Consider the following 20,861-nt stretch of genomic DNA (forward strand, 5'->3'; position numbering starts at 1 on the left):
AAAGCATAATTGCGCTAGGTGTGGTTGGCTGGACGCTTACAATACAAGACCATACATTCTTATGTGATTTTATTTTTATAAATGGCGTTATAACCTCGATCTGAATTGGCGGCATTCCCACAGATGCGGCCAATTTGAGTGATACATAAATGCGAAGTCAGTATTATTGAGTAAGTGATGGATAATGCATGCATTAAGAGGGGGAGGGGTTGTCCTGACTTACCCTGCTGAAATGAAGCTTTTTGTTATTTCATTACTAAGTCTGCAGACAGCCAGTTGAGATGATCACAGTGACGATTCGAGCCTGATTTTGATGTTAGCGTCAATTCGTTTAGGTTGTCGATATTAATAATACTCGAATATAACCTATTGTGATATACCTTACGCTTGGTGAGTAACTTATCGTCACTGCTAATTTCAATCTCCAAGCCTTGTCCGCACCCACCAGAAAAATCGGAAATACCGTATGAAATATGCAATCTATCTGCATTGATTGGTAGTGAAATGATGTGTTTGCTTGAGGCATGCGTCCCTAATCCGGATGTAAACATAATACCTTGTGTTAGAAGGTTGTCTTGGGTAAACGCTTTGTTCCTTTGGCTGTTTCCTATATCTTGCTGTATTGTTTTAATAAAATCAAAAGCATTTTTATGCCGGCTGTCGTAATTTGTAATTACGAATTCGGCAGTTTTTTTGCGCCCGTCACTTGAGCGTGCGGTGATTATTAATTTATTGCTACCTAGGTAAAGCTGTGACTTTTCAATGGAAATACGATTATTTATCTGGTCTGATCCAAATTTAATTATTTTTCTTTGGGTGCCATAAAGCTCTACAGCTTCTATCGTGATGCCTGTGTCGGTCTCCCATTGCGCATTGAAAAAATATGTGCCTGATTCAAGGGTTGGCATTGAAAGGCTAATAGGTATTTTTTTTCTAATGATATTATTCTCTGCATCTTCTTGAAAAACTTCTTTAGAGTAAAGAGTTAAATAATCATAGTACTCGCGGGTGATATAATTATTTAGATTGTAATATCTCGCATCATCCCCTTTTCTGATAACAACTACTTTCGCACTCTTGGCTGCATGTGATCTAACTCCAAAAATAATATTTCCATATTTTGATACGGACTGAAATGCTCCTCCAGGATTTTTGAACTCTACTGTTTTAATATATTCATTTGGGTCGTATTTTAAGTGAAATAAAGTTGCTATATAGGGCTGATTGAGAGCATCACTGGCATATAAGCTTTCTCCATCAAGTAAGTATTGTTGTGCATCTCTTACTGCTTCGCCATAGCCTTGAAAGAAAAAAGAACTTACTTGTACCGCATATTCTGTGGTATATATTTTGTAAAAGTTATATGAAGTGACTGATAGTATTAAACAAAATGCAAGAGCTAATGCCTTTGAGTTGTTAAATAATGTATATAACCCATAAGCAAAGAAAATTATTATAGGGAATATCACAGTGTTCATTCTGTGTATAGCTGGAGATGATGTTCCCGATACTATAAATGAACAAAAAAACCAAATTAAAATAATGGCCACTGGATTAAAAGATTTGTTTTTTGTTGCTTTCCATATACATATAAAAAAACCTCCGATTATTAGAGGTAGGCTGAATTTTGGTAGATACCCCACTTTCGGAGCGCTATTCTGTAGTTCAAAATCATTAAAATCAATGAATAAAATCTTAATGCTATGAGCTAAATGCTTAGCTGTTTCTTGGAAAAAAGCACCTCCATAAATGGATGACATATGCGTGTATCTAGGGGTTCCGGTATATCGAGGGATAGATAAGATGTCGCTTTCAAAAGCAGGCAGCTTCAGGGTGTTGATTAGAACAAAAATAAATATTGGCAAGGCTACTATGATTAGTATGAATACACTTATTACAATATTTTTTATTGTAAAGACCTTAAATACCATACAATAAAAACCAGCCATTATAAGAAATAAAGGTATTACTAAATATGATGGCGCATAAGCATAAAGAGAGACCCCAAAAAAGAAAAAAGATAATGGTAAAAATCGCTTATTGTCACTAGCCTTTATGAGTAGATACACCGACGTCAGCATAAAAACAGGTAGAATATTGGATTCTAATGCCCACCTGCTAATCATTATATGCCACGGACTAATAGCTGTTATGCCAGCCACAATCAGCCCGAAATTAGTGCTCTCTATGCGCCTACCTAGCAAAAATATAATAAATACAGCGAAGCAACCTAGTAGCGCTGGTGCAATACGAATACTAAAAACACTTAGGCCGAATATTTTAATAAATGGCATCGATATATAAGCGAGTAATGCATTCTGTCCACTTCCCCATGCAATCATATGAACGGGGTTGTGGATGCCATTTCTATCAATCCCATACTCTAATAATGCGTAGGCGTCGTATCCCATAGAAGCTTCATCTTGGTTTAGTCCACCAGGTAGCTCACCTAGCCATATAAAACGTGTAGCAATGGTAATTACAGCGATGCAGATGAATAGGGTCAGTTGATACTTATCTAATTTTTTGAGCATAAAGTCACTAAGTTAATACAAAATGTAGGAGAAAGCTTATTGAGCTTAATATGAAAATGGATTGAAGTATAAGGCCGAGCTTGGCAAGGCGTGTGCTTCCAGTAATGGCAAAGTGCCAAAGACTATAGTTCAAAATAATAGCCAGTGTAACTAGCGATGGTATAATGTAGCGAAAATCAATATTGACTGGGAATGTCATTCTCATATAGTACAAGGGCAGTACTAATAATAGATGTAGTAAAATAATGGGTAATATAATAAATAAATGATTGATGTTTATTGAATACACGCCATGCGCGGATATTGCCATTAAAATAAGAAATATAAAACTAATGATAGTGGCGCTATTACGTGCTATGGCACCGTCAAAGCGCCACTCACCAAATAAACTAGTTTTCCCTAGGTAGTTTGCGAAATATTGCCGCCCTAGCTTGTCATCCCATGGTGATGTAAATGGTTGATTTATGAATGTATCTATATCAATCCATAAGTAGTTTTTGGCTTCGTTACCTACTTGCAGGCTTTCGGATACATTGTTTATGTTATCAATATACAGATGGGTTCTATCACCTTTCAGTTTCAATGCGATTCCTGGGTAGAAAGTTATCGCTGCGGCAGAGATTAATAGAATACTTGGTATTATCCCCATGATAATTGCTTTTTTTGGAAAAATTATTTTTATTTTAATCCAGTGAAATACGATAATTATAGCGCCGGCAATGCCTAGTACTGCGGCATTAGCTTTAGTAACAACAGCAAGCCCTGTAAATATAGCGCCAAGCAGGAAAAGAGAGAATTTCGGAGTAAGATAAAATCTATAGATGTAGTAGCAAGCAGCAATGAATAAAAAATATAATAAAGAATCATTGCCTATTCTACTACTGTGTAGTACAGAGCTTGGCCAAGCGCTCAGGCATAATAAAGCAAAGAGGCTGTAGAGTTTTGGTGATGTTATATTAAATAAGTTCTGATGTTGTTTGTGTGAGCGAAAGTTAGGGTTTTTTGTATGTATAGTTTGAAAGAATAAATCAATCAATTTAGTGGAAAATAAAAGAAAGCCAATTGAGTAAGTAAATGATGCATATTGAAGCCAACGATAGCCATACTCCTTGTTTTCGGGTGAAAATAACTGGGATATCTCAAAAATTATAGAGCTGAGCCAGTAGTAGAATGGCGGATGAAAATAGGCACCATCAGTCGCTGCTGATAAGTTAGGGAGTACCCACTCTTTTGTGAAATGCATGATGTAATCTATATGTTCACCAGTATCATGCCCTCTTGTGTCAGGCCCTGTAATTAAAACATAGTACCAGCGAAGTAATACGCCGAGGGTTACTGCAATACATAGCTCACGCCGAAGTCCAATTGTTATCGAAATAGAGTAAATAACAATACTTAGACATAAACTCAAAATAACCCAGTATGGTATTTGAGACGCCCCTGTAGCAGCATTGCTAATGAAAATAGAGTACCTGCCTCCAGTATCAAGCAGCGCAATTTCAATATGATTTTTTTCTTTAGCTAAATAGTCACTAAAATCAATGACAAAGCCTTTATCCCAGCTTGAAAGAGCACTTGGTGGAATATGACTGAGGTCGACCGGCATTTTATTTATAGTTATCGCTATAATTTTATCATCGGGGATGATTCGGAAAGCACGTGAGCTTAATGGGCCTAAATTAATGAAGCCTTCAACTGTAAAGTGCGTATTTTTTTTAGAATTGAAATTACCTGAATGAGGGATGCTGATTTTTTTAGTATTATTATCGTGCGTTAAGGTGAAGCCTGTATAGTCTGTGCTGTATAAAAATGTTGACAATAGAGCTATTGTAATAGCTGCGATAATGAGTAACAGCCTATTCGTCATTGTCATTTGAGGTCTCTTTTTTTGAATCAACATCATGTCTAAGTAGGGCTATTTCTTGAGTTAGTCTTTTTGTCTGTTCAGATAATTTAGAAATAACTGTTGAATAGTGAATAAGGATTATTGTGATGGCCATAATAAGCATTAATAAAAGAGCTGTAGGTGCATAATGAATGCCTAGGAATTTTGCGAGATACTCCAGTGCTGGGCGAAATATGGAAAAGCTTGCAAAAACGATAGATGCACCAATCCACAGTAATGCATATTCTTCCTTTAGTTTTTTCTTTTTTATTAGAGACAGGATAAAAAAAAGCAGAGCGAAGCTGCCAACTATAGAAAATAATTGGATGCGTTGATCGGTTAGATTATCACTAATACCAAACATAAATAATTACCTTTCAATAGGAGGGCGGATTGCTGTAATAAGTATTGATAAAGTCACTTTAATCATGTAGTAGGCTGACTTTATCCCCCCTATACTCGATTCACCGCCATCTCTAGCTTCCATGCGAGTGAAAACTTCTTTGATTCTAAATCCGTTTTTACCGAGTAAAATGACTGCTTCTGGCTCAGGGTAATCTACGGGGTATTGTTCGGCGAGGAGCTCTAGTGCTTCTCGGCTATAAGATCTAAACCCTGATGTATTGTCTGTGATTTTTTGTTTGATTAAAATCGAATTAAGCCACTGAAAGAACTTAATCCCGATTCTTCTAAGGGCTGTTGATTTGAAGGTTTCTGTGTTGCTGCCAACAAACCGAGAACCAATAACGACATCTGCTTCACCGTTAATAATAGGTGTTGTTAGTTTGGTGATTTCTTCTGCTACATGCTGTCCGTCACCATCAAATTGAATTGCGATATCGCAGTTGTTCCTCTTGGCAAATAGGAAACCAGTTTGAACGCCACCGCCAATGCCTAAATTGCAGGGCAGTGTGATTACTCTTGCAAAACCTGTTGACTCTGCAACTGCCTGGGTTTTATCTTTTGAGGCATCATTAATCACGACGACTACATAACGACTATTGTGAGCTTTGAGTGATGTAATGACCTTTGCGATACTGACCTCTTCATTGAACGCAGGGACAATAATACAGATTTTTGGTTCGCTCACAGTCATTTCCTATTCTAATATAATAATGTATATATTAAGTTGAAATTGTTATATATAAAAATGTTAACATTTTCGCCTACTTCACCAATTCCATAACACCAAAAACACTAGAGTCAATATACCCACGGTTTTTATCGCCATTGACCGGTTTTATATTAATGTCACCTATAAAGTGGTCGCGCCCTGCTGGGCTGTCGCTGTCGCAGTAGGCCATCATAAAGCCTATTTTTTTGCCTGTCTTTAGCTTAGCGGGTTTTGCGGGTTTTTCTTTTTTCGCGTATTCGTCTTTGTAGGTGTCGGGGTAGGCGGCGAGTTTGACCTCCCAGTAAATTTTATTGGGCGCTTCTTTGCTGCGCATCCATTGCGATGTTACGTGGTGAGGGTATAGGCGTACATTGGTTTTGTTGGCCTGTTTGTCGGCGGCATTTAAAAATGGGCCTATATCGACGGCTTGGTTGTCGAGCGATACGTGATAGGCAAAGGCATCGTAGGTAAATAAGTGTTCGCCGCCGTTGTTGTTTTCATCAATAAATATTTCTAGCGCGTCATCGTCCCAGTAATGCTCGAGTGGGTTGGTATGGCTGTCTATTAATATGTCATCGCTGATTTCGGCAAGAATATAAAGGTGCTTTTTTGTCCACACCACTTTGTAGCGGCCACTAAAGTCATCACTATTGGTGGGTGCGACACCTGCGGTAAGTTGATCGATATTACGCCAAGCGGCTTGGCTCCAGGCGACATCGTTTGCTATGCCATCAATACGAGGCGCTTTTTTGGCATAGGGGGCTTGATAGGTGACAGGGCTGTTGACTGGTTTACTGGCGGCGTGTACACCGGTGGCAAGGCCGAGTGTGGTGTTAAAAAGTAATCCGCCAAGTAGCGTGCGACTGTAGCGCATGGTATTCCCCTTTGAGTCGATCGAGTTGTACAGCTTGCTATAAACAACTATATATTTATAACAGTTATGTATTGAGTGGTAAGGCACTTAAGCTTCGCACGGTATGTTTTTATTGTTGTCTGGCTGTTACGGGTGCTGTTATCGGTACAGTAAAAATAGTGTTGTGATTTTAAGGACAAGCCTATGGCCTGTCCACGATGCAGCGCACTTTTTGGCATCTACTGTCGTTTATTTATTGGCTGTAATAAAGCTTTCCACAATATGCGTGGTATTGGCCACAATTTGTGGGATGGGGTCATCGATGCTAACAAGTACCATATCGGGCTCGTTTTGCGGAGCGTCCATACTCGCAAATTGGCTGTCGAGTAAGCTGACCGGCATAAAGTGGCCTGCGCGTTCGCTCATACGTTGAGCAATGAGCTCTTTGCTGCCATTTAAATAAAGAAATAGTGTTTTAAAGCCTAGCTCGCGGAATTTTTGACGATGGGCACGGCGCAAGCCACTGTAGGCGAGTATGCAATTGTTACCATCGCTTTTGATCTTGTCGCAAATACTCGCAATCCAAGGTTCGCGCATGGCGTCGGTGAGGGCTTTGCCTGCCGCCATATGGGCTTTGTTGGTAGGGCTATGAAAGTCATCGGCCTCTAAAAAAGTGAGGTCGAACTGTTGCGCAAGCATTTGGGCAACGGTTGACTTACCGCTGCCGCTCACGCCCATGCTAATAATGAGATAAGGTTGAGTCATAGGAGCTTCTACTGTGATTGTTAAGGCGCCGATCAAGGCTTAAGCAGGCATATCTATGGCGTCTTGCGTTCGCATGCTCAGCGCTAGTGTCTCAATGTTTAGGTTTATGTAAGGTTTAGGCTTATGCAACAGTTACCGTTACGTCGTAGACTTTACCGGCGTCAAACCCACTAATCACATGGCCTGTTACAGTAGCGCCTGGTGCGGCCACATTAAAGGCTGTGCCACGTACGTAGTGAATGTTAAAGGTGGCGCCACGGAACAAGCGAGTCACGCTAGCTTCGCCCCAGGCTTTAGGTAATTGCGGCGCAATTTCTAGGCCTGTTGCGCAACCTTTGACACCAAATAGGCCATCGATTAATGAGCGATACACCCAGCTAACAGTACCGGTGTTAAATAACTGGCTGGAGCGGCCAGCAGTACGAGGGAACTGGTAATAAGCGCCGCGGTAGTAGTTAGGGATGTACACCGGCATTTGGCCACGTTGCAAGTAATCTTCGGTATCGGGGCCTGGGATCATTTGGCGTAATAACTTAAAGGCGCGCTCGGCAAGTTCGGCATTTTTACCGCCTTCGGCAACATATAGGCTGTAGATATAAAATACGGCAGCGTGGTTGTAGACCGAGCCGTTTTCGGCAGAGCCCGGCCATTTTTGCGTAACACGGCCTACATCTTCGCGCATTTTAGTGAAGGCGGGTGCGCACATTGCAACGCCGTAAGGTGTTTCGAGCTGCTCTTCAATGGCCTTGACCATTTTGGCCTGTTGCTCGGGCGTGACTATATCAGCGAGCATGGCCCAGCTTTGCGGGTTTAAGAAGATACGGCCCTCTACATCTTTACTAATGCCAAAGACTACGCCGTCATCGGTAATGCCACGGCCAAACCAATCGCCATCCCATAAGTGGGTTTGTACGGCTTTGGCAATATCAGCGGCGCCACTTAGCAGCTCATCGGCAACTGCTTGTTGGTTATGCTGCACGGCCACTTTGGCCCACAATTTAAGGGCATAGGCTGTTGCTACCGATAACCAACCCGAAACCCCAGTGCCTTTGTAGCCCACCATGTTCATGGGGTCGCACCAATCGCCTTGGGCAATATAGTTAAGGCCACGTGCGTCGCGGTCTTTGAGCAACCAGCGCATCGCGTGGGTGGTGCGCTCAAATACGGTGGCTACGTAATCGCCTTCGGCGCTTTTTACCGGCTCGCTTAAAATGGCGTAATCACCGGTTTCATCTAAATAAGCTTGTAAGCACACAGGTACCCACACGCAGTGATCGGTATGGGGTATTTGGTTGATGTATTTAAGCTCGGCATCTTTGTGAATCAAGATACCATCTGGCATGGAGCCTGTTTCTTCTTGCTGGCTTAAAGCATGCAAAAAGGCCGCGCGGGTAACGCTAGGCATAATGTACGTCATGCCCATGTTGTCTTGAATGTAGTTGCGTGTTTGTGGGTCGGTGGTGAGGCGGTTGACATCGCCGTGGTAGTACACTTGGCGGCCCAGCCAGTTGTTCACAAAGTTATCTAGACCTTCGTCTGGAGTTTTAATCTTTAGTACGCCGTTGCCTTTTGCTAAGTAAGCGGCGTAATCGCTGGCGGCTTGCTCAAAGGCACCGTCGGCAAAGTATTTGTCGCGCAGTTGTTCAATGTCACTATCGCTATGAGCTGGGCCAAACAAAAAACGGTATTGTTTTTCGGCGCCGTCTTCTAGGGCTTCGCGGTATTGCAATACGGCAGCGGGTGTTTCGTAAATGGCATCGCCGTTAGCGAGCTGCTCGCCTTGTAGGGCGTCGGGGTTATGTAAGCCGCCTTCGCCTTCAAAGGCTTCGCGGGCAACTTCCCACGAGGTGGGCTTAGTGTTGTGCAAAAAGAAGGTTTTATCTTTTAGCGTTTTGATCATTGGGTAATCTTTTACCTTTTGATACGGCGTAATACAGCTGGCAACAATGCCGTTAAGGTCAGGGCGGTATTGAGCGCTTTGGTTCATCCAGCTCATATAGCCAATGGTAAAAAACGGGTAAATACTTAATTTGCGAGCTTTACCGCTGACGTTCTTCACTTTAAGTGACCATAGCTCAACCACATCTTGGGTGGGCAGGCTTACGGTGAGAGTCACTTCTATGCCGGCATCTTTCACCAACCAGGTAATATCACTTTGACCTGCCGAAAAGGTAAAGCTTTCGGTTTTTTTGCGTACAGGCTCATAAGGTGCCGAGAATATCTCACCGGTTTCTTCGTCTTTGATATACACAAAGCGACCGGGGTGATGGGCAAAGTAGGGCTGCTCGGGCTGCATGAAGGTTTTAGCTTCTAAGTTGGGTGCGTAGGCATATTTACCCGGTTCAGGTTGCATGTGCTGGGCAATTGCAAAGCCGCGGCAGTTAACCTGAATCATCATTTGCTGGTTCCACAAGAAGGCAGCAGCGCGCGGCATGGCCGTAGGACTGGTTAAGTGATAGCGCTGGCCGTCTTCGGCGGCATGCAAAAAGGGAGTCGTAGTCATAACGGGTTCCTTGGGTGTGCGTCAATGTCATCGCTTGATTTGGGGCGGTGAGTTAAGCATTGAGTCATACGTGAAATATAATACGTAAAAAACGCCGCAAGCAAAGTGCTAGCGGCGTTTGTTGTTTAGCCAGAAGCAGTTTATTCGCCTACTGGTTTTTTGTTGCGCTCTGCTAAATCAGATTGTATTTGTTGGAGCTTGTCGGCGCTTAAATCATAAAATTTAAGGCAACCTACTGCCACAAAAGCAAAAAAGGCGGGGACTAAGGTTTGTAGCCACACAATACTATTAAGCGAAGCACCTGCTTGAATTTGATTGGCTGAATACCCCACAGAGGCCAGCACCCATAGCACACCGGCTGAGCCCAGTGCGCCACCGAGTTTTTGCGAGAAGGTCGCTGCCGAAAAGGTCATGGCAGTAGCGCGGCGGCCTGTTTTCCATTCATTATAATCGGCAGCATCGGCATACATTGACCAAGCAACTGGCGACTTAGGCCCAAGCGCTAAGCTAATAATGACATTTAAAATAAACATGATGATGATTTCGATAGGCAAGCTTGCGCTGTCGAGTTCGGTGCCTTGGCTGTCGGTTTTTACCACGCTAAAGGCGCGACCACTGGTGGCATTGGGTAAGCTTAATGTATCGCTTTGCTCGCTCATAACTTCGCGCTGGGTAAAGAGCTTGAGATAGGGTTTATGCTCATACCAGACAACGCTTTCGTCATTGGCAACGGGCTCGCCTAATAGCGTCTCGGCTTGTAAGGTCACAGCGCCGTCTTGGTTTAGGGTAATAACACCGGTGCGCTCGGGTTTGGGTACAAAGGCAAAAACAATGCTAAATACAGCCACAATGGTCATCAGTAACATAAGTAGCTTTGCTTTATCGGTAATCCAGCGGGCCAAGTAGGGCGCCGCCAAACAACCCACGGCATAGGCCGCCATTTGAAAGCCAATATAAGGGCCCATTAAATCCGGACGCTCAACAAAGTATTTAAAGTAGTAGGTGGCTGAGCTACCACGAAAGACAATGGTCATCATAATAATCATGGCCAAAGCAAATAAAATAACCCATGGTTTGTTATTGATTAAATCTTTGATATCAGCAAGAGGGTTGGTTTTTTGGCCTACCGGTGGTGTAACGCGTTCTTTTGTACTGACAAAAGTGGTCCAAAACAGTAGCGTAGCGACTGAGGCATAAAGTGCCATAGTCATTTGCCAGCCGCTGGCTGGGTCGCCTTCGGTGGCAAAGCTTGCGGCTAGTGAAGGGGTAAATAAACCCACAATGGTGCCGGTTGCGTAAGCAAAGAAAAATCGAATGCCAAAAATAGAGTTGCGCTGATCAGGGTCGGCTGTAATCACCCCAGCGAGTGATGAGTAAGGCGTACTAATAATGGTGTAGCAAATCATCATCAAGGAGTATGTGCAGTAAGCCCAAATGAGTTTACCGCCTTCACCTAGGTCGGGGGTTGTCATAGTCAAAATGGCGGCGCCGGCCATGGGAATGGCGCCAAACAGTAAATAAGGGCGGAACTTTCCCCAGCGGCTATTGGTGCGGTCGGCAATAGCGCCCATAGCGGGGTCGGTACAGGCATCCACGATTTTGGTCACCAAAAACATAGTGCCAGCGGCAGCCGCTGAGATGCCAAAAATATCGGTATAAAAGAATGATAAGTAAGAGCCAATGATAATCCAATAAAAATTAAAACCAGCATCTCCAAGGCCGTAGCCTATACGCTCGCGCAAGCTGAGCTTGGCTAAGCGATCTGTAGAATGAGTTTGCGACACAATATCCCCCAGTGTTTTACATAATGAGTAATGGCGATAAATCGCCTTACTGTTTTTTTATTTTACTTATAATAAGTGCGGTGTAGCATAAACAGCCCGAACGGCTAAATCCAGCACCTATGCTAACTTGGTAGTTTAAAGTGAGGCCTAGATGATAAAACCGGTAAAAACGCTAATACTAAGCCTTACCACTGCTGTACTCGGCGGCACCGTAATGCTGGCGCTAGCGGGTTGCGGGCAAACCGCTTGGGATACTGGCTTGCAGCGCTATGTAAAGCGCGTCACGCATGTGTTTAAGGCTGCGTCGGTGCGCAGCACGCCCGACTACAGTGCATATCAGTACCCTACGCGCCGTGCACTGGCATTACCGTTGCCAGCTACGAGTATTAGCCTGCTCGATTTTTTGCGTCTCTCGCCGTGCGATTTGCAGCGTTTAGTGGGCGAGCGTAACAGTGGTTTGGGCAAGGTTATGCCCGCTAGCCAATTGGTTTTTTATACAGCTCAATTTATTGCATTGGCACAAAATTGTTTAGCTAAAGGCTTAGTACCCAACGATTTAGTCGCGTCTCTGCGCCAAGTTATTGAACAAAAGCAGCAAGCACTGCCGCGTATATTATGGAATGCTTTAGTGGCCAGCCCCGAATTTGCACAGTTGTACTCTCTAAGCGACCGCGCCAACCCCAGTGCTCTGACTCAAATGCCTAGCGCGTTAATTGGTGCCTTAGAGCAGTTGCAGCAAATTGTTAGCCGATTACTGCAGCACTCCATGGATTGCACGGTTACGCGTACTCATGAGGGCTGTGAATCACAGAATTTTGAGCGTGACCAACATAACTTTGAGCAGGCCTTAAGCGTTATTGGCTCGAGTAGCTATGCGGGGCGCTTGATGCTGCAAAGCGCCATGCTCACACAGCAATTAGCTTTAACGCACGAGCAGTTGCACAGTGCATGGCAAACTAAGCCACGCTGTTGGCGTGCCAGCAATGAGCAGCTTTTGATTAAGCGCGGCAGCGCAACTGCACTGATGCATGTACTGCATAATGACTATATCCCTGAGGTGCAGGCTTTAGCGGTCAAGCTATTAAAGCAAAGCGATACGTTTACCCATAAAATGGAGGCGCTGGTAAGCACTTTAGAAATAAGCACTTTAGAGTTAAGCGCTTTAGAGTTAAGCGCTTTAGAGGCCAGTCATAAGGCATACGCCGCTTACTGGCAGCAGCACTGGGGCGCGCGCGGTGAGCCGGCAAAGCTCAAGCAGCAAATAAAAGTTCATACCCATTTTTGGCAGAGTGTATTAAAGCATTGTCATTTGAGCCCAGGCGGGCAAGGCGACTCTCACGCTCAAAATTAGCCTATATGCGGCATTTAACGCTAAGCTTAATGCTATTTAAAGCATTGGCTCATCGCTAAGGGCTTTATCATTACGGTAAATAGCATTATGCATAAAAAAATTATTAACGCGCTGGCGAGTGTGCTGGCGGTGTTGGGCATATTGGTGGGGGTAGTCGCCTTGATATCGCCTATCCCTGTGGGTGTGATTATTATTGCGCTTAATGTTTCTATTTTATTGTGTGTAAACTCGGTGGCGAGGCAACAATTAAAGCGCCTGCGTATACGTAGCCATAAGGTCAACCATTACTTACATCGATTAGAATCAAAACTTGAGACACGCTTTGTATTTTTATGGCGAGTATTTGTAAAAACAAGGCCACCGGTTATTGAGCCTAACGATGAACACCATTAGGCAGGCACTATTTATTGATTATTGATTATTGATTATTGGTTATTGGTTATTGGTTGATTAGTTATAGGCAGCACTATTGTTTGATACACAGTAAATAATTTAATACTCAATGCCGCGTGATGGGGTATATTTTAATATCGGCTTTAAGCGTTTCAATTTTAGGCAAAAAATCACCAAATATATCCGGATCAGTATTAAATTTATCGATATTATCGAGTATAAAGTCAAGCACTTTATTGGCAAGCGCTAAAAGTTCTGCATAATAAAAAGAATGACTCTTCAGCTTTTCTCCAAGCAGCTGCATAAAACTACCTGCTACGCTTGGGTCCTCTAGGTAGTCATAAGTGCCCTCCATAACAAACGTAGGGAAGTAATGATAATAATAATTAAAAAGCTCATCGGGCATATATCTTAGCTCATCGCATCGCTCTATATAGCCGGTCCCTGACTCAAAAGATTCCATTATTTCCTTGTCTGTTTTATTCCAAAATATCTTTTTTGCGTATACAACATCTTCATCATAGCGCTCTTCTTTGATTAACCTATCCCAATCTGCTTCTGTGATTTTTTTCATGGTTCTACTCCTTAAAAACCCGCTTTCCATAAAGAGCAAGTATGGTATGTCAACTGAGGGTGTGTTTGGGTGAATGTTTTTGTGATGACTGAATCATTGCTTTACTTGTGGCGCGTAATATTAAAGTATTTGATACGGATGACAAATTATGGATTGACCATTTGGGTTGACGATTATAGGTACTTGCTTGTTGAGACGTAGTCAGTATAGGGCTTTTCAAACTCCCGCAAAATTTAGAGACATAGCACGCATTAATGTATTGTTTTTGTGGTTAGAATGCATGGGTTATTTTCAACTTACCGCTTATGCATAAAAATCCACAACGGCATACCGGTATCGTTCAGACGTTTAAGGAATCTGACATGCGATTAATGTCCCCCCCAAAAAATATTATTTTAACTTCTACTTTAATGGCAAGCTTTTTTCTCAGTGCATGTGGAGACGATAATGACCCTACTGCACATAATAGCTCTGGACAAAATAGCTCAGAAAAAAATAGTCCACCTAACCAAGGAATTTCATCGCGAGAGACTGAAAGCTCTTCTAATAATGCGACATCATCTGCGCCTGCAGTACCACCGAACAACACTACAGCAGATGGGCCCTTTCAAGCCAACACTGACCCAAGTTGTTCCGATGGTCGATATACCGAAGAGTTACCGGATGTATCGGCTGATATCGATCATTTGATTAATGATTTTTATGCCCTAGATAATCCTACAACTGAGCAGATGGCGCAGGTACAGCTGGATGTTTTTGATATCGCTTATCCGCATGGAGCCTATATTTTAAGAAATTCACCGGGTTTTGATGGTGCAGGCCGTTGTGATTTAACATTTTCGGATGTTGAGAAATTTGGTACAACATCGCCATGGAACTTTGCGATTCACGAGTGCGGGCACGCCCTTGATTTTGAGCGTGACACCTATTTTCTCTCGAGTAACTATGAAACGCCCATTCCTACAAATGATTATTTTGGCCGTGGTGAAATCACAAAAGATCGCTTCCATAACGATATTCCCGATGCTTTTGCAAACTCTACCTATTTTGAGGATAGCTCCGCAAAGCAAGGCATACACACCACCTATAGCGAGTGGTCACAATACACTCATTCGGTGGCCGTTAACTACTTGCTTTGGCGTTTTCCTAAATTAGAGTATGACTTTGATACTCGTGCTATGTTGAATTTTATGTGGGCGGCACAGCGCTATTGGCTATGGGCCAAAGAGCAGCGCCCTCAAGATTACACCGCCATGCTCAATGACGAGAAATTAAGAGAGGCAACATTGCTTTTGTGGGGGCAGTCTTGGTTGTATTACGATGCGCTTGGCAAAAATACCACGTGGCAAGAAACAGATAAACATCTGCAGTATATTAATGCGATGAAGAAGCCAGAGTTATTAGCCGTTTTAAATGAAGTGCGTATTAAGCATGGATGTATTGGATTATAGTCTAGTGCCGTATGAATAGCGCATTATAAGTATTGAATGAATAACCGCTAGCGGTTATTCATTTTAATGGCAGTACAACACTCAATAAAATCCCGCATTATAATATGCGGGATTTTTATATTATGTTAACAAGATTTTAGCTTTTTATTACTTTATCAAAAGCCTCGGCATTATTGCCAATAATGAGATGCCAGGTATTACCTGCAAGCTCCATGACGGCATTAACACCTGCGGCAGTTAATGCGGCTTGGTCTAGTTTTTTACTGTCCTTAAGCTCTACGCGTAAGCGCGTTTTAGCAAAAGCGTCGAGCTGCTTAATATTACCTTGCCCTCCTAGTGCATTGACTAATGCCTGTGCGTTTTGGCGGGTTGTATCATCAATCACTATGTCGGGCTGGGTATTGATAGCGGATGTGCTGGCGGGTTGATGATTGCCGCTAAGTTCTGCTTCATCGCCAGCTGATGCAAGGTAAGTTTCCATATCTGTTTTGAGGTTTTCTGATGAGGTGCCAAAAATAGCTTGTGCGTTATTGCCAACGGTAATGACTGCGGTCGCGCCAAGGGCTTTTAAGCGCTCCTGATTGACTTGACCCATATTGTTGACACTAATACGTAAGCGCGTAATGCAAGCATCTAAAGACGTGATATTGCTTCTACCGCCAAAGGCTAAAACCAAATCTTGTGCCATGCCACCGTCGTTCGTGTGGGTGACTGTTTCGGTGATTTCTAAGTCGCGACCTGGCGTTTTTAAATTAAAGCCTACAATCGCTGCGCGGAATACAATGTAATATAATGCAGCCCAAATAGGGCCAATAATAAAGAGCATCCACCCCTTTGTGGATTGGCCATACAAGAAAATAAAATCGAATAAACCATGCGAGAAAGTCGTACTGTGCTTAATGCCTAACTCAATACACAGCATAAAGGCGGCAGACGCTAAAATAGCGTGAATAAAATACAGAACGGGGGCGACTAATAAAAAAGCCAGCTCGATAGGTTCGGTAATGCCGGTAACAAAAGAGGTAACGGCGGCGGCAATCATTAGGCCGCCGACTTTCGCACGGTTTTCGGGGCGGGCAGTATGCCAAATAGCAATAGCGGCTGCAGGTAGGCCCCACATTTTAAACAAAAACCCCCCCGCTAAGTTACCGGCTGTTGAGTCACCGACCATATAGCGCTGTAATTCCCCTTTAATAACTTCGCCTGTATCTGGGTTTACAAAGGTTCCGGCTTCATAAAAAAACGGTGCATTCCAAATATGGTGTAAACCAAAAGGAATTAATAGGCGCTCGACAAAACCGTAAATACCAAAAGCCATCATGGGGTTTTCTTTTGAGGCCCAATCAGAAAAATTTTGAATTTGATCGCCAATAGGCGGCCAAACAACGCTTAATAAGCAGCCTATAATAATTGCCCAAAACGAGGCGACAATGGGTACAAAGCGTTTGCCACCAAAAAAACCGAGCCATACGGGCAGAGATATTCGATGATACTTATTAAATAAGAAGGCGGTAATACCGCCAGCAATAATACCGCCAAATACACCGCTATCAATAGACGCTATGCCCATAATGTCTGTTGTTGCATGGCCTTGTGCGGCAGCGGCAATGCCGAGCGAGGCCAGCATAACGGCATAAAAAATACAGGCTGCAAAAGCAGCAACACCATCGTTTTTACTCATACCCAGAGCAATACCCACGGCAAATAAAATGGGCAAATTACCAAAAATAGCACCGCCAGCACTTTCCATTAGTTGCGATACAATCGAGGGGATAAAAGCAAAATCGTTAAAGCCTACGGCCAATAAAATACCGGCGGCAGGTAAAACGGCGACAGGCAACATAATGGCTTTACCAAACTGTTGCAGCATACCGAATGCAGCATCAAAAAATTTCATAATGGTTTCCTATTAAGAGGAGATCTTATTGTTGTTGTGTCAGTAAAAGTCTAAAGTCACTTTTAGCGCCTAAGCATTCGGTGCTGGGTGCTTGTGCTTTTGTAACAGCTCGCGTACGTCATCGGCGGTAGAGGCCAGCAATGCTTGTTGAGCCAGGTCTTGGCACTGCTCTAATGTTTGATCCCGTATAGCCGCTTTAACACGTGGCAGTGACGGCAGTGAGCCGCTCAGTTCGTCGACGCCTAAGCCTAATAAAATAGGGACAGCGAGAGGGTCGCTAGCGATACCGCCGCACACACCTACCCAAGTATTGTGTTTGTGCGCGCCCTCTACAGCGCGGCCAATCATGGCGAGTACGGCTGGGTTGAGCGGGTCAGCCGTTTTGGCTAAATCTGGATGACCGCGATCCACCGCCAGTGTGTATTGTGTTAAATCATTAGTACCTACCGAAAAGAAATCGGCTTCGCGAGCAAATTGCTCTGCTAGCATTGCTACCGAAGGCACCTCAACCATAATGCCCACAGGAATAGGCGCAACATTTAAAGCGATGCGCTCTTGTTCTAGCATTGCCTTGGCTGAGCGCAAGTCTTCGAGTGTCGTAATCATAGGGAACATGATATGCACATTAGCGATGCAGTCATGGCTTGCGCGTAAAATAGCACGCAGCTGTGTACGAAATACTTCGGGGTGTGCCGATGACACTCGAATACCCCGCACCCCTAAAAATGGATTGTCTTCTTTGGGTAGCGGGAGATAAGACAGAGGTTTATCACCGCCCACATCGAGTGTGCGAATAATAATATTTTGACCTTTACCAAAAGCATTAGCCACTTGGCTGTAAGCTAATGTTTGCTCGTCTTCGGTGGGAGCATTAGCGCGCTGCATAAATAAGAATTCGGAGCGCAGTAAACCCACACCTTCGGCACCGAGTGCTTGTGCGCCATTCACATCTTTAATATTACCGACATTACAAACCACCTCAATGGTTTTGCCACACTGGGTGATAGCCGGTTTTTGGGCTGCACTTAAGGCGGCTTTGTTTAAAATGTTGTCAGCTTTTTGCTCGGCCATTAACGTGTCAATTTGCTCTTGTGCTGGCGCGATCTGTAACAGGCCCGTATCGGCACGCAGCATGACTTGGGTGTCATTGGGTAGTTGCAGCGCACGCTTATCGATCCCTGCAATGGCAGGAATATTTAGAGCACGAGCAATAATTGCCACATGTGAGGAGGCCCCTCCGGTTGCGGTACAAAACCCTAAAATACGTTGAGGATCTAAATTAGCGGTGTCTGAGGGGGTTAAGTCATCGGCAATTAAAATAACATTATCGGGGATTGTATTATCGGCTTGCTCGTCGCCGGCCAGTAATGTTAAAACTCTTTGGCCTAGGTCGCGCATATCGGTCGCGCGTGCCGCTAGCAGGGCATTTTTTAATTGCGATAAGAGTGTTGCCTGTGCTTCAAAGGCTTGCTGCCATGCCCAGGCAGCGCTCTTACCCTGGGCAATGTGACCTTGGGCATGCTCTAATAATTCGGGGTCAGTGAGTAATTCGCTGTGTGCGGAAAAAATGCCTTTTTGTGCTTCGCTATCGGCAGTTTGTGCTAAATGCGTTAAATCTTTTTGCGCTTGCTTTAAGGCTGCATCTAACTGACTCAGCTCCCACTGCGTATTCTTACCTTGCTCGTCAATTGTGAGTGTTGTGCGAACAAGCTGCCATATTTTGCCGGCCACTAGCCCTGGTGATGCGCAGACACCATGAAGCTCGCCATTTAAGGGTAATGCTTGTGTATTACTGATAGGTGAGGCGCCAATAGGTGCTTGGCTAGGTGTCTTGTTTTCTGCTGCTGAGCTGCCGGCAATCGCCTCTTTATTAACCGGTAGGCAGTCTTCCCCTGAGCCTTCATTGATCAATGTACTTAATGCTTTAATGGCTGGCTCGGCGTCATCGCCGGTGGCTGTTAGGTATACGCGATCGTGAAGGTCTAACTCTAGGCCCATTAATGCCACGACGCTTTTGGCATTAGCCGGTTGTACCGTGTTATGCGCTTGAGTTGTTTTATGTAGGTGAATAATGGCTTTAAAGGTTTTGGCATGGCCAGCTAGCGTAGCGCTAGGCCTTGCGTGTAACCCTTGTGAGTTTGGGATAATGATTTCTGGCCCTGTGATCGTTGCACCGTTGCTCGCGGTGCTTTTTTGACTGGCCTCTGTAAGTTGTAGGTTAAGGAGTGCTGTGTCACCAGCTTGGGCAATGCCTTGGCTGTATTGCATACCAGCGACACGCTCATCATTTGTGATCAGTATTTGAGTGAGTAAGCTGGTGGCTTGAGTGGCGACAAAGTCTGCATCAAAACTGAGTAGTTTATCGCCTGCGCTCACGCTGTCACCTTCTTGTACATGCGCGCTAAAGCCAACACCCTTTAAACCAACAGTATCAATGCCAATATGTATTAATATTTCGACGCCTTGAGGTGATTGAAGGGTGACCGCATGGCGTGCTCGATGCACTTGCAGTACTGTGCCATCGCAAGGAGCGACAAGGCTTGAGTCGGTTGGGTCGATACTAATGCCATCGCCAACCATTTTTTTGGCAAAAACCTCGTCAGGCACTTGTTCAAGTGGCACAATAAGGCCGCTTATTGGCGCGTAAAGCGTCAATTCATTTGTTTGCATTACATTCCCCAGATATAGGCGGTTTATTATCATTTTTAGGGCGCAAACCATAGCGGGTGTATTCAGGTGAAGCAAGTTGTTGTGCACGTTATGTGCCATGAAGTGTGTGTTTGCGCACTGTTATACTGGAGAAAATAATAACTATTTTAAGGAAGAAAGGGTAATGGTCTTACTGGCGTCACGCACTTTACACTGTATTTTTTTGTTGGTTCTTTTTTTGCCTTTATCGATACATTCAGCGACGGTGTATAAATATAAGGATGCCAACGGCCGCTGGCAATTTACTGATAAGCCGCCCAAAGAGCAGAGAGCGCAAGCGCAGGTGCTTGAGTTTAAGCCTGAGGCCAAAGATCCTTTAGCGTTACAGTTTCAATACGAAACCGTCGGTAAAGTATTACACGCATATGTAGTTAACCCTTTTCATTTACCCATCGAAGCTAAAATTTTCTTTAAAAATAATGCCTTGCCGGAAGTAACCGTAACGATCCCGGCAAATGGTCGTACGGTGTTTTATCGCAATGAGCAAAAAATGCCACGCTTTAGGTATCGCTATACATGGGGTGAGCCGAATAGTCGGCATAATTTTGGAGGGTATCGATTACCGGTTAGCTCATTCAGCCAACATCATATATCGCAAGGATTTAACGGGCGGTTTTCGCATACTAAACCATCAAGCCGGCATGCCGTAGATATTGCGCTACCGATAGGAACTGATATTGTGGCTGCACGCGCAGGCGTAGTTGCTTTTGTACGCGATGATTATGCCTTTGGCGGCGCTAAAAAATATTTTTTAGATAAAGCCAATGTGGTGTATGTGTTACACGATGACGGTACTTATGCCCTTTACGCACATTTGTTGATGGGCAGTGTTGTGGTTAAAGCGGGGCAGTCAGTTAAGGCAGGTGATGTATTGGGGTTATCGGGTACTAGTGGGTTTTCGACGGGCCCGCATTTGCATTTTGTTATCCGTAAAAACTCTAATTTTAAAACAATTTCAGTGCCTTTTAAATTTATAGACGAGCGCGGATTATTTACACCAGAGCGTAAACAAAAAATATGCCCTTGCCGTTAATTCATACATGAGTTT

General features: G+C 43.9%; 15 protein-coding genes. 4 read left to right on the forward strand and 11 right to left on the reverse strand.

Features of this window, described 5'->3' with window-relative positions; all coding sequences use genetic code 11:
* Positions 1-245: 245 nt before the first annotated feature.
* The 8 genes from AC438_RS09305 to AC438_RS09340 form a co-directional block, all read right to left on the reverse strand.
* Positions 246-2,534, reverse strand: coding sequence for an NPCBM/NEW2 domain-containing protein (locus tag AC438_RS09305; protein WP_053980987.1), 2,289 nt, complete (start codon positions 2,532-2,534; stop codon positions 246-248).
* A 7-nt stretch (positions 2,535-2,541) separates the two neighbouring features.
* Positions 2,542-4,407 (reverse strand): ArnT family glycosyltransferase, encoded by a 1,866-nt coding sequence (locus AC438_RS09310; RefSeq protein WP_053980988.1) that lies wholly within the window; start codon positions 4,405-4,407, stop codon positions 2,542-2,544.
* Positions 4,391-4,783: a DUF2304 domain-containing protein gene (locus AC438_RS09315; RefSeq protein WP_053980989.1), complete on the reverse strand. Its 393-nt coding sequence runs from the start codon at positions 4,781-4,783 to the stop codon at positions 4,391-4,393. The genes AC438_RS09310 and AC438_RS09315 overlap by 17 nt, the downstream gene beginning before the upstream one ends.
* 6 nt (positions 4,784-4,789) lie before the next feature.
* Positions 4,790-5,509: a glycosyltransferase family 2 protein gene (locus tag AC438_RS09320; RefSeq protein ID WP_202904737.1), complete on the reverse strand. Its 720-nt coding sequence runs from the start codon at positions 5,507-5,509 to the stop codon at positions 4,790-4,792.
* Positions 5,510-5,585: 76 nt separating this feature from the next.
* Positions 5,586-6,407 (reverse strand): sugar-binding protein, encoded by an 822-nt coding sequence (locus AC438_RS09325; RefSeq protein WP_053980991.1) that lies wholly within the window; start codon positions 6,405-6,407, stop codon positions 5,586-5,588.
* A gap of 228 nt (positions 6,408-6,635) precedes the next feature.
* A complete protein-coding gene (locus AC438_RS09330) occupies positions 6,636-7,151 on the reverse strand; it encodes a gluconokinase (protein ID WP_053980992.1) in 516 nt (171 codons plus the stop codon).
* A gap of 121 nt (positions 7,152-7,272) precedes the next feature.
* Positions 7,273-9,654 (reverse strand): GH36-type glycosyl hydrolase domain-containing protein, encoded by a 2,382-nt coding sequence (locus AC438_RS09335; protein ID WP_053980993.1) that lies wholly within the window; start codon positions 9,652-9,654, stop codon positions 7,273-7,275.
* Between the two features lie 140 nt (positions 9,655-9,794).
* Entirely contained in the window at positions 9,795-11,438 is a 1,644-nt protein-coding gene (locus tag AC438_RS09340; protein ID WP_338011125.1) for an MFS transporter, read from the reverse strand.
* 151 nt (positions 11,439-11,589) lie between these two features.
* On the opposite strand from AC438_RS09340, the gene AC438_RS09345 reads away from it, so the two are divergent.
* Together AC438_RS09345 and AC438_RS09350 are read left to right on the forward strand one after the other, a co-directional pair.
* Positions 11,590-12,789, forward strand: coding sequence for a DUF3080 family protein (locus AC438_RS09345; RefSeq protein ID WP_053980995.1), 1,200 nt, complete (start codon positions 11,590-11,592; stop codon positions 12,787-12,789).
* 87 nt (positions 12,790-12,876) lie between these two features.
* The gene (locus AC438_RS09350) at positions 12,877-13,182 is read left to right on the forward strand and encodes a hypothetical protein (RefSeq protein ID WP_053980996.1); all 306 of its coding nucleotides are present in this window, start codon (positions 12,877-12,879) and stop codon (positions 13,180-13,182) included.
* Positions 13,183-13,288: 106 nt separating this feature from the next.
* Here the strand turns inward: AC438_RS09350 and AC438_RS09355 are convergent, their stop codons facing one another.
* Positions 13,289-13,756, reverse strand: coding sequence for a hypothetical protein (locus AC438_RS09355; RefSeq protein WP_053980997.1), 468 nt, complete (start codon positions 13,754-13,756; stop codon positions 13,289-13,291).
* 362 nt (positions 13,757-14,118) lie between these two features.
* Between AC438_RS09355 and AC438_RS09360 the strand changes: the two genes are divergently transcribed.
* Entirely contained in the window at positions 14,119-15,207 is a 1,089-nt protein-coding gene (locus AC438_RS09360) for a hypothetical protein (RefSeq protein WP_053980998.1), read from the forward strand.
* 136 nt (positions 15,208-15,343) lie between these two features.
* Here AC438_RS09360 and ptsG read toward each other — a convergent pair whose 3' ends face one another.
* Positions 15,344-17,104, reverse strand: a complete 1,761-nt coding sequence (gene ptsG / locus AC438_RS09365; protein ID WP_053980999.1) for a PTS glucose transporter subunit IIBC — start codon at positions 17,102-17,104, stop codon at positions 15,344-15,346.
* Between the two features lie 69 nt (positions 17,105-17,173).
* The gene (gene ptsP / locus AC438_RS09370; RefSeq protein ID WP_053981000.1) at positions 17,174-19,774 is read right to left on the reverse strand and encodes a phosphoenolpyruvate--protein phosphotransferase; all 2,601 of its coding nucleotides are present in this window, start codon (positions 19,772-19,774) and stop codon (positions 17,174-17,176) included.
* A gap of 217 nt (positions 19,775-19,991) precedes the next feature.
* Here ptsP and AC438_RS09375 point away from each other — a divergent pair, with 217 nt between their 5' ends.
* Positions 19,992-20,846, forward strand: coding sequence for a peptidoglycan DD-metalloendopeptidase family protein (locus AC438_RS09375; protein ID WP_162230722.1), 855 nt, complete (start codon positions 19,992-19,994; stop codon positions 20,844-20,846).
* The last annotated feature ends 15 nt before the right edge of the window (positions 20,847-20,861 follow it).

Origin of the sequence: Marinagarivorans algicola (assembly GCF_001292705.1) — a bacterium.
Taxonomy (GTDB): Bacteria; Pseudomonadota; Gammaproteobacteria; order Pseudomonadales; family Cellvibrionaceae; genus Marinagarivorans; species Marinagarivorans algicola.

Bases quoted from the DNA above. Each gene is read 5' to 3' on its own strand.
- AC438_RS09305 (WP_053980987.1), bottom strand. From the start codon at position 2,534: ATGCTCAAAAAATTAGATAAGTATCAACTGACCCTATTCATCTGCATC.
- AC438_RS09310 (WP_053980988.1), bottom strand. From the start codon at position 4,407: ATGACAATGACGAATAGGCTGTTACTCATTATCGCAGCTATTACAATA.
- AC438_RS09315 (WP_053980989.1), bottom strand. From the start codon at position 4,783: ATGTTTGGTATTAGTGATAATCTAACCGATCAACGCATCCAATTATTT.
- AC438_RS09325 (WP_053980991.1), bottom strand. From the start codon at position 6,407: ATGCGCTACAGTCGCACGCTACTTGGCGGATTACTTTTTAACACCACA.
- AC438_RS09330 (WP_053980992.1), bottom strand. From the start codon at position 7,151: ATGACTCAACCTTATCTCATTATTAGCATGGGCGTGAGCGGCAGCGGT.
- AC438_RS09335 (WP_053980993.1), bottom strand. From the start codon at position 9,654: ATGACTACGACTCCCTTTTTGCATGCCGCCGAAGACGGCCAGCGCTAT.
- AC438_RS09345 (WP_053980995.1), top strand. From the start codon at position 11,590: ATGATAAAACCGGTAAAAACGCTAATACTAAGCCTTACCACTGCTGTA.
- AC438_RS09350 (WP_053980996.1), top strand. From the start codon at position 12,877: ATGCATAAAAAAATTATTAACGCGCTGGCGAGTGTGCTGGCGGTGTTG.
- AC438_RS09355 (WP_053980997.1), bottom strand. From the start codon at position 13,756: ATGAAAAAAATCACAGAAGCAGATTGGGATAGGTTAATCAAAGAAGAG.
- AC438_RS09360 (WP_053980998.1), top strand. From the start codon at position 14,119: ATGCGATTAATGTCCCCCCCAAAAAATATTATTTTAACTTCTACTTTA.
- ptsG (WP_053980999.1), bottom strand. From the start codon at position 17,104: ATGAAATTTTTTGATGCTGCATTCGGTATGCTGCAACAGTTTGGTAAA.
- ptsP (WP_053981000.1), bottom strand. From the start codon at position 19,774: ATGCAAACAAATGAATTGACGCTTTACGCGCCAATAAGCGGCCTTATT.